The sequence below is a fragment of the Mucilaginibacter sp. UYNi724 genome (assembly GCF_054057495.1).
Genome location: NZ_JBSRZI010000011.1, coordinates 111,077 through 128,731, shown reverse-complemented (window position 1 = coordinate 128,731; position 17,655 = coordinate 111,077). Strand labels below are relative to the sequence as shown.

The 17,655-nt window shown below is 43.3% G+C and carries 17 protein-coding genes; 7 read left to right on the top strand and 10 right to left on the bottom strand.

The window, feature by feature from the left end:
- From ACVW0P_RS16200 to ACVW0P_RS16190, 3 genes are all read right to left on the bottom strand, one after another.
- Complete coding sequence (locus ACVW0P_RS16200) at positions 1-369, bottom strand: TM2 domain-containing protein (RefSeq protein WP_354426991.1); 369 nt, start codon at positions 367-369, stop codon at positions 1-3.
- Positions 370-506: 137 nt separating this feature from the next.
- Positions 507-812 (bottom strand): DUF2752 domain-containing protein, encoded by a 306-nt coding sequence (locus tag ACVW0P_RS16195; protein ID WP_457133012.1) that lies wholly within the window; start codon positions 810-812, stop codon positions 507-509.
- Positions 802-1,218, bottom strand: coding sequence for a DUF4199 domain-containing protein (locus ACVW0P_RS16190; RefSeq protein ID WP_354426993.1), 417 nt, complete (start codon positions 1,216-1,218; stop codon positions 802-804). Before ACVW0P_RS16190 ends, ACVW0P_RS16195 begins: the two co-directional genes overlap by 11 nt.
- Before the next feature lie 137 nt (positions 1,219-1,355).
- Between ACVW0P_RS16190 and mfd the strand changes: the two genes are divergently transcribed.
- Positions 1,356-4,709 carry a transcription-repair coupling factor gene (gene mfd, locus ACVW0P_RS16185; protein ID WP_457133011.1) on the top strand — a complete coding sequence of 1,118 codons (3,354 nt, stop codon included), beginning with the start codon at positions 1,356-1,358 and terminating at the stop codon, positions 4,707-4,709.
- Here mfd and ACVW0P_RS16180 read toward each other — a convergent pair.
- Positions 4,706-5,659 (bottom strand): hypothetical protein, encoded by a 954-nt coding sequence (locus ACVW0P_RS16180; RefSeq protein ID WP_457133010.1) that lies wholly within the window; start codon positions 5,657-5,659, stop codon positions 4,706-4,708. The genes mfd and ACVW0P_RS16180 overlap by 4 nt on opposite strands.
- A 6-nt stretch (positions 5,660-5,665) precedes the next feature.
- Positions 5,666-6,205 carry a hypoxanthine phosphoribosyltransferase gene (hpt, locus tag ACVW0P_RS16175; RefSeq protein ID WP_457133009.1) on the bottom strand — a complete coding sequence of 180 codons (540 nt, stop codon included), beginning with the start codon at positions 6,203-6,205 and terminating at the stop codon, positions 5,666-5,668.
- A 60-nt stretch (positions 6,206-6,265) separates the two neighbouring features.
- Here hpt and ACVW0P_RS16170 point away from each other — a divergent pair, with 60 nt between their 5' ends.
- A complete protein-coding gene (locus tag ACVW0P_RS16170) occupies positions 6,266-7,495 on the top strand; it encodes a M16 family metallopeptidase (RefSeq protein ID WP_457133008.1) in 1,230 nt (409 codons plus the stop codon).
- A 21-nt stretch (positions 7,496-7,516) separates the two neighbouring features.
- A complete protein-coding gene (gene def, locus ACVW0P_RS16165) occupies positions 7,517-8,089 on the top strand; it encodes a peptide deformylase (RefSeq protein ID WP_354426998.1) in 573 nt (190 codons plus the stop codon).
- Between the two features lie 151 nt (positions 8,090-8,240).
- Here def and ACVW0P_RS16160 read toward each other — a convergent pair whose 3' ends face one another.
- The 3 genes from ACVW0P_RS16160 to ACVW0P_RS16150 all read right to left on the bottom strand — a co-directional run bounded on the left by ACVW0P_RS16160 (position 8,241) and on the right by ACVW0P_RS16150 (position 10,427).
- The gene (locus tag ACVW0P_RS16160; RefSeq protein WP_457133007.1) at positions 8,241-8,861 is read right to left on the bottom strand and encodes a carboxypeptidase-like regulatory domain-containing protein; all 621 of its coding nucleotides are present in this window, start codon (positions 8,859-8,861) and stop codon (positions 8,241-8,243) included.
- A 96-nt stretch (positions 8,862-8,957) separates the two neighbouring features.
- Positions 8,958-9,236: a NifU family protein gene (locus tag ACVW0P_RS16155; protein ID WP_354427000.1), complete on the bottom strand. Its 279-nt coding sequence runs from the start codon at positions 9,234-9,236 to the stop codon at positions 8,958-8,960.
- Between the two features lie 96 nt (positions 9,237-9,332).
- A complete protein-coding gene (locus ACVW0P_RS16150) occupies positions 9,333-10,427 on the bottom strand; it encodes an Mrp/NBP35 family ATP-binding protein (protein ID WP_457133006.1) in 1,095 nt (364 codons plus the stop codon).
- A 102-nt stretch (positions 10,428-10,529) separates the two neighbouring features.
- On the opposite strand from ACVW0P_RS16150, the gene ACVW0P_RS16145 reads away from it, so the two are divergent.
- From ACVW0P_RS16145 to ACVW0P_RS16130, 4 genes are all read left to right on the top strand, one after another.
- Complete coding sequence (locus ACVW0P_RS16145) at positions 10,530-12,809, top strand: transglycosylase domain-containing protein (RefSeq protein ID WP_457133005.1); 2,280 nt, start codon at positions 10,530-10,532, stop codon at positions 12,807-12,809.
- 2 nt (positions 12,810-12,811) lie between these two features.
- Positions 12,812-13,204 (top strand): hypothetical protein, encoded by a 393-nt coding sequence (locus ACVW0P_RS16140; protein ID WP_457133004.1) that lies wholly within the window; start codon positions 12,812-12,814, stop codon positions 13,202-13,204.
- A gap of 95 nt (positions 13,205-13,299) precedes the next feature.
- A complete protein-coding gene (locus ACVW0P_RS16135) occupies positions 13,300-13,929 on the top strand; it encodes an NAD(P)H-dependent oxidoreductase (RefSeq protein WP_457133003.1) in 630 nt (209 codons plus the stop codon).
- A 161-nt stretch (positions 13,930-14,090) separates the two neighbouring features.
- Positions 14,091-14,456 carry a response regulator gene (locus ACVW0P_RS16130; RefSeq protein WP_457133002.1) on the top strand — a complete coding sequence of 122 codons (366 nt, stop codon included), beginning with the start codon at positions 14,091-14,093 and terminating at the stop codon, positions 14,454-14,456.
- Between the two features lie 139 nt (positions 14,457-14,595).
- On the opposite strand, the gene ACVW0P_RS16125 is transcribed toward ACVW0P_RS16130, so the two are convergent.
- A complete protein-coding gene (locus ACVW0P_RS16125) occupies positions 14,596-16,734 on the bottom strand; it encodes a M56 family metallopeptidase (protein ID WP_457133001.1) in 2,139 nt (712 codons plus the stop codon).
- Positions 16,731-17,093: a BlaI/MecI/CopY family transcriptional regulator gene (locus ACVW0P_RS16120; RefSeq protein ID WP_457133000.1), complete on the bottom strand. Its 363-nt coding sequence runs from the start codon at positions 17,091-17,093 to the stop codon at positions 16,731-16,733. Before ACVW0P_RS16120 ends, ACVW0P_RS16125 begins: the two co-directional genes overlap by 4 nt.
- Positions 17,094-17,655: the final 562 nt, after the last annotated feature.

Genomic DNA, 17,655 nt, shown 5'->3' with positions numbered 1-17,655 from the left:
TTATTGATTGAAGCCGCCCATTTTAGCTATCTGGAAGCTCTCGTAAGCCATTTTCTGGTTGTACTCGTTCGCCAATGATTGGTGGTTTATAAGGTCAACAATGGTACCGATCAAACAAAAGCCGCCGGTGAAAAAATAGAACAGACCCATCAATGTTTGGCCAACTAAAAAGCGTTGCACACCGGCTATGCCGATAAAGCCAAGCAATGTAAATATCAGGATGTCCTGAGGGCTGCGCCTTTTGCCTGAATAGATCATGTAAAAGTTTTGTTTTTGGGCGTCTGTCAAGTCGTTTGTTGCTTGATGTAAAACTGCCATTTCCTCTGTTGTGATGCCTGGCAGTGACATATAAGGATTGTAAGTGTTCATCTTTTTAAGTTTTATTGTGTGATTTGATGATGTAAAACTACTATCGAATGGCAAATTAGCCTACGGATAATAGGCAACCAGATATAAAGCATCGGTAAGCGTGGTAATTTATTCGGCGAAATACGGCAGGGATTTGTTTACCGACGTGGGGCGATAAAGTTATATTGCTTATTTATAAGAAGCGTGCAGATGCGGTATAATAAAAGCAGCAGAACGGGGATGCCGAGCCAATGGGCATGAAACGAGTTTTTAACATCGCCCCTAAACAAATAAGAAATAGCATGCCCAAGGCCGCAGCCCGGGCACCAGGTAATGCCGAGCAGCTTTAGCGGGCACAAACTAAAATGGCTCTGGCCTGCCGGGTTAGTAAACGCCAGGCAGGCCAACGCCAAAATCCAGAAGATTAATTCGAAATACCGGTTAAATATTTTCCTAATCGACACGGTTGCTTTTGGTGGTAAGCAATAAAGATACTGCAAAAGCCTCTATTACACCAACAAGCAGGGCGCCAAAAATACGGCCGCTAAAACTCTGGAAAGTTGTGTCGTTACTATCGCCGTTACCCCAGTTTATAAATATGATGCCCGCAAATACGGCAAATACGCCGCCAACCAATAGTATCTTAAAGCTTTGTATCAACGCTTCCAGGAAGCCCATTTTGCCTTTAAGTTCGCCATCGCGAAATTGCTTTACGCCGAAAAATAAACCTATGGCTGGTATTAGTATAGATACGTATTCTATTGGGTTTGCTTTACTGTCTGACAAGTTATAGCCTGTTTGGCGCATTACAAAAAGCCAAATTAAGCTTAAAACACCTATTATTAATCCAAATATTACTGAGTTTTTCATGTTGTATAAAGTTTGGTACTTTTGCGATTTCAAAATATCATTTAAAAGTAAACATAAGCGCAAATTGTTTGCTTTAATTTTATGATAAATAGTTAGGCCTGTTTAAAAAAGGCTTTTTTACCTATATTTACAACGTTTTGAACATCCGTGATATATTAGAGAGATACAAGGCCGACGAGCGGATAAAGGCATTGGCGCAAGCTTTAAATGCCGGTAAAAGTCCAAGGGTTCAGCTTCGTGGTTTAGTCGGATCGGGTGATGCGGCCATGGCGGCAGCGTTGTATTTTTTACAGCACAAGCACATGGTATTTGTGTTGCCCGAACGCGAAGAAGCCTCTTACTTTTTGGCCGATCTGGAGAATCTTACCGGTAAAGAGGCCTTGCTTTTCCCATCATCATACCGTAAACCATTTGAATTTACCCAGCCCGATAGTGCCAACGTTTTGGCGCGCGCCGAGGTACTGAACGAACTTAACCATTCTACCGAATACGGCCAGCTTATCGTAACCTACCCCGAGGCATTGGCCGAAAAGGTGATAGACCGTGCCTCCCTGGAAAAGAATACGCTGGAGATCTCCGTCAACAATAAACTGAATATAGACTTTATCACCGAGTTTTTGGTGGAGTATGATTTTGACCGCGTAGAGTTTGTTTATGAACCGGGACAGTTTTCGGTACGTGGTGGTATTGTGGATATTTTCTCCTTCTCGCACGAATTGCCTTACCGGGTGGAGTTTTTTGGCGACATTATAGAATCTATCCGCACCTTTGAGATAGAGAGCCAACTTTCGGTTGAGCAGGTAAAAAACATCACCATTGTACCCAATGTACAATCTAAATTCCTGACGGAGAATAACATCTCCCTGCTGGAATATGTAGAACCCGGTACGCAAGTATGGATAAAAGATGTGCAGTTTACGCTGGATATTATCCAAACCGGTCACAAAAAGGCCACTCAACTTTGGAAGGCTTTATCTGCTGATGAAAAAAACCAAAACCCAGATTGGATAGACCCTAAATTTAGCTTTACTGATGAGAAACTAATTGCCGACCAACTGCATGATTTTCCGTTGGTTGAATTTGGCAAGCAATTTTTTTATACCGATGCCACGCCTATCCATTTTGACATGCGCCCGCAGCCATCGTTTAATAAGGATTTCAGCCTACTGATCCATAACTTTAAAAATAACGAGGCCGAAAAGATCGAGAATTACATTCTAACCGATTCTGCAAGGCAGGTAGAACGCCTCTACGCTATTCTGGAAGATCTGGATAAAACCGTAAAGTTCACCCCCGTGAGCATCAGCATCCGCGAGGGTTTTATAGATCGCGAACAAAAACTGGCTTGCTACACCGATCACCAAATATTTGATCGCTATTATAAATACAAGCTTAAAAAGGGTTACCAACGTTCGCAAGCCATCACGCTAAAAGAGCTGCGCGACCTTAAGCCCGGCGATTTTGTAACCCATATCGATCACGGTATTGGCAAATACGCGGGCCTGGAAAAAGTGGAGGTGAACGGTAAAACGCAGGAAATGATCCGGTTGGTTTATGCCGATAACGACCTGCTGTACGTAAACATAAATTCCCTTAACCGCATCAGCAAATACAGCGGTAAAGAGGGCACTGAACCCCGCATGAACAAGCTGGGAACGGATACTTGGGAACGCCTTAAGAAAACAACAAAAAAAAAAGTTAAGGACATTGCCCGCGACTTGATCAAGCTTTACGCCCTGCGCAAAGCACAGGAAGGGAATGCCTTTTCGCCCGATAGTTACTTGCAAACCGAGTTGGAAGCATCCTTCCTTTACGAGGATACGCCCGACCAGGAAAAAGCCACTGTTGATTTCAAAAAAGACATGGAATCGCCGCATCCTATGGATAGGCTGATATGTGGCGACGTGGGCTTTGGCAAAACCGAGATAGCCGTGCGTGCCGCCTTCAAGGCCGTTGCAGATAGCAAGCAGGTAGCCATATTAGTGCCTACCACCATTTTAGCGGCCCAGCATTACAAAACATTTAGTGATAGGCTTAAGGGCTTCCCGGTGAACATTGATTATGTGAACCGCTTTAAAACCAGCAAGCAGATTAAAGACACCCTTGCCGGGCTTAAAGAAGGCAAGGTAGATATCATCATAGGCACACACCGTTTGGTGAGCAAGGATGTAAAGTTTAAGGATCTGGGGTTGATGATCATAGATGAGGAGCAAAAGTTTGGTGTATCTGTAAAGGAAAAGCTAAAACACATGCGCGCCAATGTAGATACGCTAACGCTAACCGCTACGCCTATACCGCGTACGCTGCACTTTTCGTTAATGGGCGCGCGCGACCTGTCCATTATATCTACCCCGCCACCAAACCGCCAGCCGGTAGTTACCGAGTTGCACGTATTTAACGATACGCTGATAAAAGACGCGGTACAGCAAGAGATAGACCGGGACGGCCAGGTGTTCTTTATCCATAACCGCGTTGCAGATCTACCGCAGCTTGGCGGCATGATCCACAAGCTGGTGCCAAAAGCCCGCATAGGTATTGCTCACGGCCAGTTAGAAGGCGATGCACTGGAAGATGTAATGCTAAAGTTTGTGAACCACGAGTACGATGTGTTGGTGGCAACAACCATTATCGAGGCTGGTTTGGATATCCCCAACGCCAATACCATCATCATTAACCACGCCCACATGTTCGGCCTTAGCGATCTGCACCAGATGCGTGGCCGCGTTGGGCGAAGCAATAAAAAGGCGTATTGTTATTTGCTTAGTCCGCCGTTAAGTACCTTAACCAACGAAGCACGCAAACGCCTGAGCGCGATAGAAGAATTTAGCGACCTGGGCAGCGGCTTTAACGTAGCCATGCGTGATCTGGACATCCGCGGCAGCGGTAACTTACTGGGGGCTGAACAAAGTGGTTTTATAGCCGAAATAGGCTTTGACATGTACCATAAGATATTGGACGAAGCTATCCAGGAGCTGAAGGAAGACGAGTTTAAAGGCGTATTTCCCGATGATAAGCCAAGGCCGTACGTATCGTTCACGCAGATAGATACCGACCAGGAAATTTTGATCCCTGATGAATATGTAACCAACATTGGCGAACGCTATAACCTATACACCGAACTTAGCAAGCTGGATAACGAAACCGAATTGCAGGCCTTTAAACAGCAACTGCATGACAGGTTTGGCCCTATCCCGCCACAAGTACACGACTTACTGAACTCCATGCGCCTGCAATGGCTGGGCAAGGCAATCGGCTTTGAGAAGGTATCGTTAAAGAAGAATGTACTGCGCGGCTACTTTATTACCAACCAGCAATCGGCCTATTTTGAAACAGACGCGTTTAAGGAAGTACTGGAATTTGTACAACGCAACCCGCGCCGCACCAACCTTAAAGAAGTAAAAAACACCCTCCGCCTAAGCATAGAGCGCATTGGAAATATTGATGAAGCGTTGGAAATATTGAGTGAGATGACGGTGGTTCAGCCAGTTTAATCGGCTTTCTCAGATTCAGCTTTGATATGATCTAAAACACGTTCGTGGATTTTATGAATAATAAAATCACACCAAAGGTTCCAATATATACCAGGCTTAATCTTATTACTATACCACGTGGTACCCTCTAATAATGTGCCGCCATTTTTCAATTTTATTATATTAAACTGCCCGTGTTTAGAAACAAAGTAGCCATGTAAATGATTGGGATGAAGATTGTAAAGGCTAATTTCTTTCATCGTTTCCGGTTGCTCATCTACATCAAACTTAAGAAGATGTGGTTCCTGCCAAACAGTTATTGGCTCAACAAAACTTCCTGTTGAGAAATTACATTGCCTGATGGCGCCGACTCCAACGCCGTCAATCTTGGCGTTAATCGGATAAGCTATTCCCGCTTTAAAAATCAGTTCCGAAGGTGGGGTTAATTGCGGGAATTGAATCACATTTTTCCAAACAGACTCAGGCGAGGAGTTTATTATTATACGAGTGGTAACAGATCTTAATTGCTCTGTATCACTCTTGCTTTTAAGGTATTCAAACCCACTTATTATGGGCATCGATAATACTAAAAATATCGCAATCAATGATGGATTAACCGTTTTGCTCCGAACGACTTCATAACCTATCAAATAACCAAGCCATGAAAACAACATCCCTATTGGGGCGGCCATCACAATGCAGATAACCCCTTCAAATGCGAAGGTTAATAATCCCAAACAAAAAATCAAAAGCGTTGCTAAGGTCAACTTGAAACAAGATATCTTTCTTACCTCATTTTTATAGGCATATAATATAGTTGACAAAGCCCCCAGCACCGCAGGCAGCCAAATAAAAAGACCAAAAGAATAGCTTGGAAATAATTTAAGATTAATAAATGCACACGCCCAGCAAATTATGCAAGTAATTGTAATTGCCGAAGTTCTCCTATTATTGAAAATCAATTGAATCATCGAGAGTTACCCTACCCTCTGATAAATCCCCCTCAAATTCCTGCCCAACTCGCGATAATCCAAACCGTAACCTACTACAAACTTATTTGGGATCTGGAAGGCTACGTACTTTAATTCTTCGATGCTGTGCTCAACAGAATCGGGTTTGTAAAGCAGGGTGCATACCGTAATGGATGCCGGGTTGCGCACCATTAGTTTTTCTATAAGGTATTTTATTGTATTGCCCCTATCTATGATATCTTCCAGCAGGATAACATCTTTCCCGGTTATGTTTACATGCAAATCGAAATCATCGCGGATGGTGCGGGTGCTCGATAGTCCGCCAAAGTACGATGCCAGTTTGGTAAAGGTTACTTCGCATGGCACAACAATTTCCTTCAACAGGTCTGATGCAAACATGAAACTTCCGTTCAGGATCCCTACAAATATGGGTTGGCGGCCTTCAAAATCATCATTTATTGCCTGCGCAAGTTCAACAATACGTTGCTGTATAGCCTCGTGCGAGTACATGGGTTCAAATTCAAGGTCGGCAATTTGTAATTTCATGAGGTAAACATAAGCAATACCAAACAATTTGCACGTTTATACGCTATCTTTGAACGTTTTATGACAGATCACCAGGTTCACGCGCTGCCAAACGGCATCCGCATATTATTTAAACATTCGCCTTCGCCTATCACACATTGCTGTTTTGTGCTTAACGCGGGTTCGCGCGATGAGTTGCCTCAAAAAGAAGGCCTAGCGCATTTTATTGAACACCTATTATTTAAAGAAACCGAAAGGCGGAATACCCCGCAGATCCTGAACCGACTGGAGCTTGTTGGTGCCGACCTTAATGCTTACACAACCAAAGAATATACCTGTATCCACGCGTCGTTACTAAAACAGCATTTAGAGCGCACGGTAGATCTGTTCGAGGATATCCTGTTCCACTCTACCTTCCCCGAAGATGAGATGGAAAAAGAACGTGGTGTGATATTGGACGAGATCTCGTCATACCTGGACCAGCCCGAAGAGGCCATCCAGGATGATTTTGAGGAGTACCTTTTTAAAGGCCACCCCATAGGCAACAATATTTTAGGCACGCCCGAAAGTGTTGGCGTATTGAATGGTGCGGATATAAAACAATTCATCACCGCCAATAATAATACCCACCAGATGATCTTCGCCGTTTATGGCGACTACGATTTTAAAAAACTGGTTAAGCTTTGCGAAAAATATTTTGGCAGCGTGCCCGAAAACACGAATCAAAAACATCGCATAGCGCCCGAGCCAATAAGCAGGGGTATCTATACCTTAAAGAAACCCATTTCGCAAACGCATTGCATTTTGGGCAGCAGGGCCTATCCATCGGCACATCAAAACAAATATGGTTTGCTGTTACTTAACAACGTTTTGGGCGGCATGGGCATGAGCAACCGCTTAAACCTCGAGATCCGCGAGAAGTATGGCATCGCTTACACCATCGAATCTAATTATACCTCGTTAACCGATACCGGTATCTTTTCCATTTACTTTGGTACCGATGCCGAGAAAGCCGATAAAGCCCTTAGGTTGGTACATAAAGAATTGAAAAAACTACGCGACAATAAGCTTGGAACGATACAGCTTAAACAGGCTAAAGAGAAATTTATTGGGCAGATAGCCCTGGCCGAAGAAAGCCGCATGAGCCTCATTATTTCTATGGCTAAAAGCCTGATGGATTTTGGGCGGATAGATTCGCTTGAAGATATTTTTGCCAAAATAAACGCTGTTACCGCCGAAGACCTGCTGGACATCAGCAACGAGATCTTCGATAATGACCGTATGATAACCTTATTATTTGAGCCTAAATAAGAAAACTTCTACCTTTGCACTATGAAATATCCTATAATAGCATACGGCGACCCTGTTTTAAGGAAAAAGGCCACGTCTATTGAACCAGATGAGTACCCGCACATCAAAGAATTAGTGGGAAACATGTTTGATACCATGTACGGTGCCCGCGGTGTTGGTTTGGCAGCCCCACAGGTGGGTATGTCTATGCGTTTGTTTGTAGTAGACGTTACGCCATTTGACGATGAAGAGCCTGCGCTTAAGGATTTCAAAAAAGCATTTATCAATGCAACCATCCTGGAAGAAACCGGCGAAGAATGGTCTTTTAACGAAGGCTGCCTGAGCATCCCGGATATCCGCGAAGATGTAAGCCGCAAGCCTACCATTAAGATCTCGTATTACGACGAAAACTGGAAACATCACGAAGAAACGATCAGCGGTATGGCAGCCCGTGTTATCCAACACGAATACGACCATATAGAAGGTAAATTATTTACCGATAAACTAAGCCCCTTGCGTAAACGCCTGATAGAAAAACGCCTTAATGATATCTCTAAAGGCGCCGTAGATGTAGATTATCGCATGAAATTCCCGGCGGCTAAGAAGGGAAGGTAGAGATTAGTGATTGGTTGATTGGAGATCAGGGCCTATCTTTCTGAAACAAAACTTTATATAAACGAAAAAAGCAGGATGTTTACCATCCTGCTTTTTTATTATTTCTATGTTTAAACTAATCACTAATTAACTAACCTCTAATCACTACACCTTATTTACTGTCCCCGTCAGTGATCGACTTGATCAAACTGCCCCAAGCAAGCGGGTTAAGTAAAGGATTGGTACGCGAGTGCTGGTTAACAATATCCTGGTGCATGTATTGCGCGTTTGCAGACTGAATCTCCTGTCCATCACGGGGCAAAGTATTTGTCATGGCTGCAATAGAGCTGCGGCTTATGTTTTTACGGGCGATCTCCAGGTCGTCATCCGCTATTTTGGCGTTTACAAAATCTTTGCGGAACTCATCAGTAGTAGCCCATGGAAAAACCCTTACCATTGGCAGGTTTATCATTTGCTGTTTTATGGTAACATGTACGGTATAGCTTTTGCTTTTAATGTTTTCAGGTATCACAACCGTAGCGGGTGCAAAACCAATAGCGGTAAACTGCAGGGAATCCTGCTCGTGCGCTACAAAAGAAAAATAACCTTTATAGTTGGTAATATTTACCGTGTTGTGGCTGCTTTTGTTTGTTACCGTTACGTAAGGCACAACCACACCGGCGCTATCGGCATTGTACACCACACCCGTAAACTGTATCAGCGGTTTCTCTTTTTGCTGAGAAAATGCTGATAAGGATGTCAGTAAAAACAATATGCCAATTAATCTTTTCATTTATTACATTAACGCAAATTACCTGCCGTGTATAAACAAGCAGGTAAAAATACATCATTGAAAATTATCAATATACGTATTTAACACTTATTAACACTATCTTAAGTTTTCGGGAAGCACCGCATTAGGGTCATCAATGTCGGTTAGGTTCATCGCTTCAATGCCGGTAATTTCCGGAACGGCCTTTAAAATGGCCTGTTCAATTCCTGCCTTCAACGTCATGATGCTCATGGGGCATGATCCGCATGACCCCAATAGTTTTACCTTCACAACACCTTCAGGGGTTATTTCTTCAACAGAAACGTTACCGCCATCTGCCTCTAAGTAAGGCCTTATGGTATCCAACGCTGCTTCCACCCTGTCTGTTAAACTCATTATCTATTTAAATTATAAAGTAAAGTTATTAATAAAAATCAACATCCTTATACGCCCCCTGTAAATCTCCCCCAATAAGGGAGACTTTTTTAAGCCCTACCCAACCGGGGAGGGTTTTGGTGCACCATCGGCCCTTTGGGCGTTACAAATAGAAACTTGCTGGGCAACACGCCTCGCCATTTCCATAAATGCAGTAGTCATTACACTATCGTCGTCCATCACTATCGGCCGGCCCGCGTCACCAGAGTCGCTGATGCCCTTAATTAACGGTATCTCTCCCAAAAAGGGCACATCTAACGTTTGCGCCAGCTTGCGGCCACCGCCTTCTCCAAAAATGTAATATTTGTTATCTGGCAGTTCTGCCGGGGTAAAGTAGGCCATGTTCTCTACCACTCCCATAATAGGTACGTTAATGGCTGGCATCATAAACATCCCGATACCTTTTTTAGCATCCGCCAGGGCAACATTTTGCGGCGTGGTAACAATTACAGCCCCCGTAATCGGGAAGCTTTGTGTAACCGTAATATGGATATCGCCCGTGCCCGGTGGCAGGTCTATCACTAAATAATCCAGTTCTCCCCAGTCGGCATCGTTAAATAATTGTTTAACCGCGGTTGATACCATTGGCCCGCGCCAGGGCACAGGTTGATTAGGATCTGTAAAGAAACCTATCGAAAGCAATTTTATGCCAAATTTTTCAATCGGCTCTATGCGTGTTTTGCCGTTCTCCTGTGTTGCCTTAGGGCGCACACCCTCCAGGCCAAACATGATCGGGATAGATGGGCCATAAATATCCGCATCTATCAAACCGACTTTAGCGCCCGTTTTTGAAAGTGCCAGCGCCAGATTGACCGATACGGTAGATTTACCTACCCCGCCCTTACCGGATGCTACCGCGATGATGTTTTTAACACCCGGCACCCCCGTGTTACGTTGGGTAGTAACCTGCGATGTCATGTTCACGGTAACCGCTATCTCTTTGCTAATGAAGTGGCTGATAGCATTGCGGCATGCATTTTCAATTAATGCCTTAAGCGGGCATGCCGGTGTAGTAAGCACAACCGAAAAGGTCAGTTTGTTGCCATCAATATGTATATCCTGGATCATGTTAAGGGTAACCAGGTCTTTTTTCAGATCGGGTTCTTCAACATTTCCAAGGGCTTGTAAAACTTGTTCTTTAGTAAATTCCATATATATTTCATCGTAAAAATACGAAAACAGGTACCGGTATGCGTTTGTTAAGAAAACAATTTGCAGTTTGCAACCGTTTGCACCATCATATTTAGTTTAGTTTTGAAGCAAAGTTTCAATATGCGCCGTATCAACCCCAAATATATCCGTATTGCAGGTATAACCGTTCTAATATTAGTAGTTATTATGCTAATAGGCGGATATGTTGCCTACTCAAAACGCGAGGTACTGCTCCAAAAAGCTATCTACAAAGCTAAAGCAAAAGCAAAAAGGGATTATAATTTAGATGTAAAAATAGGGTCGGCAAGTTTTACGGGCTTAAGTACAGTAGCTTTTACCGATATTAGCATAGTTCCGTTCCAGCGTGACAGCCTGCTGGCTATCAAGAATTTTAGTGTAAGCGTTAAGATATTTCCATTGATATTTGGCAATATAAAACTGGCCGATGTGATATTACAGGATGGCTTCTTAAACCTTACCAGCGTTAAAGGGGTAAAAAACTTCGATTTCCTGTTCAAGAAGAAAAAAGACACCACCAACACCGGCAATAAGGTTGACCTGTCCGAGCTCTCCAACAATCTTATCAACGAGGTGCTTTATAAGATACCCGATAACCTCTCGTTGCATAACTTTAAAATAAGTTTTGTGGACGATAGCACTAAATTTAACCTGCTGGCCCAAAAGGCTATCATTAAAGATGGTAAGCTAGCGTCTACCATCAACGTAAATAACGGTGATGCAATTTGGCATATCGATGGCAAGATGGTGCCATCTGACAAAGACATCGACGTACATTTATACGCCGAAGGCAAAAAGGTAGAGTTGCCCATCATCGAAAAGAAATTTAAGCTGAAGCTGAATTTTGATACCATCAGCACCAAGCTAAGTAACGTTAAAAACAGCGGCGGCGAAACCAAAATCTATAGTTCATGGAGTGTGCGTAACCTGTTGTTAAACCATCCCGGGCTATCTGTAAGCGATATTGTAGTGCCTTACGGGGCAATTGATGCCAATGTTTTTGTAGGGCGAAATTATGTATCGTTAGACAGTTCATCGGTTATCCACCTCAAAAAATTAACGGCCAGTCCATATTTCAAATACACGCTTAACCCGGTTAAAGTTTACGAGGCAAAGGTAAACACCGACTGGATAAACGCGCAGGACGTTTTTGATTCGTTCCCTACAGGGATGTTTGAGTCGTTAGAAGGCATTAAGGTAACCGGCAAGCTTAATTACAGCTTAAATATGTACTTAAACCGTGCACATCTGGACGATTTGGTATTTGATTCTCGCCTGCGAAAGGACGGCGATTTTAAGATCCTGAAATATGGCCGTGCCGACCTTGGCAAGCTTAATAATACCTTTGTTTACACGCCTTACGAAGAGGGCAAAGCTATGCCTCCGCATACCATCGGGGCCGGGGCATCAAACTTTACGCCATTAGAACAAATTTCGCCAAACGTGCGCAACGCGGTGATGACGGCCGAGGATCCTTCATTTTACACCAACCGTGGCTTTGTGGACGAGTCTATCCGCAAATCTATCATTACGGATATTAAGGAAAAGAAATTTAAACGCGGCGGCAGTACCATTTCCATGCAGCTGATAAAAAATGCTTTCCTGAGCAGGAACAAAACCCTGTCGCGTAAGATAGAGGAGATACTGATCGTATGGTTGATAGAGAATAACCGTATTATGAGCAAAAACCGCATGCTGGAGGTTTACTTTAACATTATTGAATGGGGCCGGGGTATTTACGGCATTGGCGAAGCATCAAGGTATTACTTCGATAAATCCCCGTCTCAGTTAACCATTGGCGAAAGTATTTTCCTGGCCAGCATTGTTCCTAAACCTAAAGCGGGCTTATATGCTTTTCAGCCTGATGGCAGCCTTAGGCAGGGCTTGCACGGCTACTTTAACCTCATAGGCCGGTTGATGGCCGGCAAAGGCCTTACGCCCCGTGATACCAGCGCGTACGGCTTTTACAGCGTTCGCCTGCGCGAGGGGTTGCGCAAAACCATTGCACCTGTTGATACTGCTGTTGCCGATAGCCTGATGCACCAAACCGAAGACGAAGGCGGTGGCGGCGTGGGTGTTGCCGCGCCCGTTTTTGAAGAGCCTAAAAAACCAAATTTCTTCCAGCGGATCTTCGGTAAAAAAGATACTACCGCGGCTAAAATGGAGAAAAAAATAGAGGAAACGAACGATGCCATTAAAGCCCGGCTTAAGCTTGAAATTGAAAAAGTGAAAGCCGATTATAAACTTAAAGTTGATAACGTAGACACCGCCGGCCGTACCAGAAAAGAAATAAAAGCCGAAAAGAACCGCCTGAAGGACGAGGGCAAAGAAAAGGTTAACGAGTTAAAAGACCGCATGCCTTAACCATGCAGGAAAGGTTCGATATCACATTAACGGAAGGTTTTAATATACCGAGGGATAACGACGCTTTACAAGCAACCGTCGAAGCTCTATTTAAACGCGGTATGCAGCCCTACAATTTATTATTGGAAGCGTTAACGGAGGAGAACAGGGACAAATTTGGTTCATCAAAATTTGATGCCCTTACATTTGAGGTAAAACGCTTTGATGCCGTTACGCTGAAAGGGCGCATCCGCGTTAATTATAAGTTGCAGCTTACCTTCAGCTGCTCGGCTATTGTAAATGACTTGAATAACCAGCACTCCTACTGGAATTTTGAGCTTGATCCTACCTTAAACACCGCTTATTTCGAGGGCGAAGAATACGGCGACCTTCGCTCTACAGCCAACGAGTTCTAAAATTATCTACCATTATAGTAGTATTACTTCTCTATGACTTTTATGCGTGTTGCAACATCTACATTTACTTCCGGATAACTAAATAAGAAAATAACATGTCCCTAGTAGATAAACTAAAATGGCGCTACGCCACCAAAAAGTTCGACACGACAAAAAAAATACCTGCCGATAAATTACAAGCCATATTAGATGCCGTGCAACTTGCGCCTTCATCAATAGGCTTACAACATTACCGCATATTAGTGATTGAGGACGCTGAGACACGCGAAAAATTAAAAGCTGTAGGTTACGGTCAACCGCAAATTACCGATGCTTCACAACTTATTGTATTCGCTGCCGAAACAAATATCAATGAAGATTTTGGTAAAAAATACATAGACAATGTTGCTGTTACACGCAACATTCCGCGCGAGGCTTTAGCAGGCTTTGAGGGAATGGTATTAGGAGCCATAAAGGGCCGTACGCCAGAGCAACTATTGATTTGGGCGCAAAAGCAAGCATACATTGGCTTAGGTGTTTTGATTACTGCTGCTGCAGACCAGGATGTAGATATTTGCCCGATGGAAGGTTTTGACCCGGCCGGCTTTGATGAAGTGTTAAGTTTAAAGGAAAAAGGCTTAACAGCAACCGTTATGGCCACCATTGGTTACCGTTCTGAAGATGATGCCACAGCCAATGCCGCGAAAGTTCGCCGCCCGGCCAGCGAATTTTTCATCCATATTTAATACATATCTGGCGGCTTAGCCGCCTATTATATTTGATAGCATAAGGTGTAAGCATCTTATGCTTTTTAATTTCAGCTATTTTTGTGCTCGATACCCGCTTTAATTGCCTGTATATTAACGGCGTAATAATTTACGGCACGGGCTTTGCATAACCTTGTATTATGTGCAAGAGAATATTAATAGTTGACGATAATGAACTGATATTGGATGTAATGAGTTACATCCTTATCAATAGCGGCTATGAGGTATCTTCGCTACCCAATGGCGACCATGTGATAGAGGAGGTACAAAACAGCCATCCCGACCTGCTGATCATCGATGCAAACATGCCGGGAATGGATGGGCGCGACATCTGCAAAATTTTAAAGCTTAATAAATCCACCAAGGACACCCCTGTTATCATTTGCTCTGCAGAAGATGACATAGAAGCCACCTTAAACCAGGCCGGTGCACCGGATGACATACTCCATAAGCCTTTTGATATGTCCGCGCTTATAAATAAGGTGGAAGTACAGTTGGCGGCTTAAAATATAATATCTATGCGAGCTGAGCCTGTATAAGGATTATATCATAAAATTCATCAATGGTGCGATAAACGCACTTTGGCAACATAAAAAAAGCCGGCCCCTTACAGGTCCGGCCTTCTCAATTATCAATTAGTAAGGCTTAAAACGCGGACTTCATCGTAATATATTTATTAATATCATTCGATTTAAATCCTTTCTCGCGCATGTTTGTAACATACTGGGGCGTGATCCCCAAGGCCTTTAAAGCCGTTGCATCGTCTAAAGAAAGATCTTTAAAGCCCATCCCCTTAAAGCTCTTTATATAATCTGCAGTAACACCCAAGGCTTTTAAACCGGCGGCTTTGTCGGCATCTATCTTGAACCCGGCGTTTTTAAAGCTGTTCAGGTACTCGGGGGTGATGCCTAACGCTTTCATAGATAAAATATCGTCTGCCGATACATCGTAACCCGCATGTTTAAATCCGGCAACATACTCCGGGGTAACGCCTACGGCCTTCATCCCGGTAAGGTCGCTGCTGCTCAATTTGTTTAAGCCGGCGTTTTTTAAGCCTTTTACATAGTTATCATCAACACCTAAGGCCTTGTAGGCTATCATATCATCTGCATTGTCTTCGTCGGCATTATTGTTTTTAGCAGTGGCCTTTGTTTTATCCGGCGCGGCTCCCCTTGCTGTTTTAAACTTAGAAATATATTGGCCGTTTATACCCTGCGCTTTAAAGCTAACCAGTTTTTCAAAAGATACTTTTGGGTAGCCGGCCTTACGGATCTCGCTGATGTACAGTCCTGTAATACCCATTGCTTTACCGGTTATCAAGTCCTGCGTACTAATGTCGGGGAATCCGTTTTGTTTAAGCGATATAATGTACGGCTCATCCACACCTAAAGCGGCGGTGGCGATCAGGTCACCTTTTGAAAGGTTTTTGTATCCCTGGCGATGCATCATGGCAACGTAGCTCTTTTTTATGTTGATCATAAAAAATGCCAACTCATCGTTTTGCTCAATATCGGTTATGCCCTGGCTTTTTAGATAGGTAATATATTCGGCATTTCTTACAAATTTGTAATGCCCGCTTCCTTTATAGCCGGTAAATTTACCTGTAAAGTTCATGGTTCCCGCTTCGCGTACCAGCTTAAAATCGCTTTCAGATTTGTTTGGCAAAAATGGTTTAAATTCACTCACCAAAAAATTACTGTTACTCATATGGTTGCGGTTTCCGTCGCTATTGAACTGTATGTCAATTTTTTCATCTTTTATAATTGCGGTCCAGGTGCCTTCATAATCAATGTCGGTATTGATTCTACTTTCTGTTGTTTGTAATATAGGCAGGCGGTTTGCCATTGGCTCGTTAAAAGCACACATTAAAAATGCCATAAGTGGCAGCAGAAAAAAGTATTTCCAGGTGGTGTGTATGTTTGATCTTTTTGCGTTCATCATAACTATTCGTTTTTTAAGAAGTGATTGGTTGTAGTTTGTTGTTATGCGTAGCGACAGGTTGGGAACCGATACTTTTAGCAAGCTCATCTGGTACATTTCGCGTTCTACTTCATTATTGTTCAGCACATCGCTGTCGGTCAAAAACTCGAGGTTGTTCTCCAGCTCCTTGCGGTAAAGCCAGGCAAATGGGTTAAACCATTGAAATACCAGCATCAACTCCGACAGAAGCAGATCTATGCTATGGCCCTGTTTAACGTGGATCTTTTCATGCAGCAGAATCTGGCTGTAGGTTTCCCAATCGTATTTTGCAGGGTTTATAAAAATATAATTGCCGAACGAGCATGGGGCTTTATCGGTATCCAATTCTACAATTCGGTATTGGCCATTTTGTATGGCCTGGCTTTTATAAGCCTGGCGCATAAGCACTATCACCTGCAGCAAAAGGTTTAATCCAAATGCTGCTACACCACACCAGTAAAGCCATAACGCCCATTTTAAAAGCTGAGGGGTAAATGATGCCGCTGTTTCAATAAACGACTTTTCTGTAACCGGATTTGCGGCAACAGTTTCTTGCGGTGTTTTTTCCTGTTCATAAGTTTGCGTGGGCTTAATCACTTCAAGCCCTGTTTTTACAGGTGTAGGTGTGTTTACGATTGCTTCCGGCGCTTTCCTGAACGCCCATTGTTGAGGCACACGCATTAAGGGCAATATAAAGGTTAAGACCAGGCAGGCCAGCAGCACCCACCGGTTAAGGTGATGGAACGTTTCGTTTTGTAATAGCAACTTGTAAAACAAAAGGCAAACGCTTATTAACAGTGCAACATGCAAAACGTATGGTATCATTTCTTGTTGGTTTTAATCAGGTTTAAGATCTCTTGTAGTTCGTGCTCACTTATTTTTTGCTCTTTGGCAAAAAAGGCCAGCATGCTGGGGTACGAATCATCAAAGTATTGGCTCACAATATCCTTCATAGCATGCTTCTGATATTCTTCGCGGGTTACCTTTGGGTAATAATGGTAAATATTACCAATGGTGTCATGATTTAAAAAGCCTTTCTCTTCCAGTATCTTCACCATAGTTGCTACCGAGTTATAGTGCGGCTTAGGATCCGGCATCTCTGGGATCACTTCTTTTATAAAAGCCTTACCCAGTTTCCAAAATACCTGCATTATTTGTTCTTCGCGCTTAGCCAGCTTTTGCATAAATTATAATTATAAAACAAGTGTACTACTAATAAATTAGTATTACAACTAATTAATTAGGATTTCTTTTAGAATTGATTTAAAAAGTTGATTATGAGGATAATAATTTTTTTATCTACATCCTCTCACGCGTCATTGCGAGGAGCGATAGCGACGCGGCAATCTCTTTAGGCATAGCAGGCGATTGGGGCTTCGTTAGGAATGGCAGTGAGTAATATGAATCGTTAGTGGATGTTACCTTCTTTTTTGTCGCAAAAAAGAAAGTAACCAAAGAAAAAACACGCGGCTGTACCGCGTCGCTGTTAAAGGGTGTGGTGAGGCGATGCCTGTACTATCCGCAACGCGCTAAGGCCGCATTTAGGAGAGCTAACGTCCCGTTTATCATGCTCGTTTTATAAAAGATTGTCATGCTGAGCGATAGCGAAGCATCTGATCTCCGCCCGCTAAGTCTGCGAGGGAGAGTTCGATAATAGATCCTTCGCTATCGCTCAGGATGACAGAAGGGGATATTTACTTCACTGGTCGAAGTTTTCAACTTCGACCCAAAATGTAGCAAGCGTTC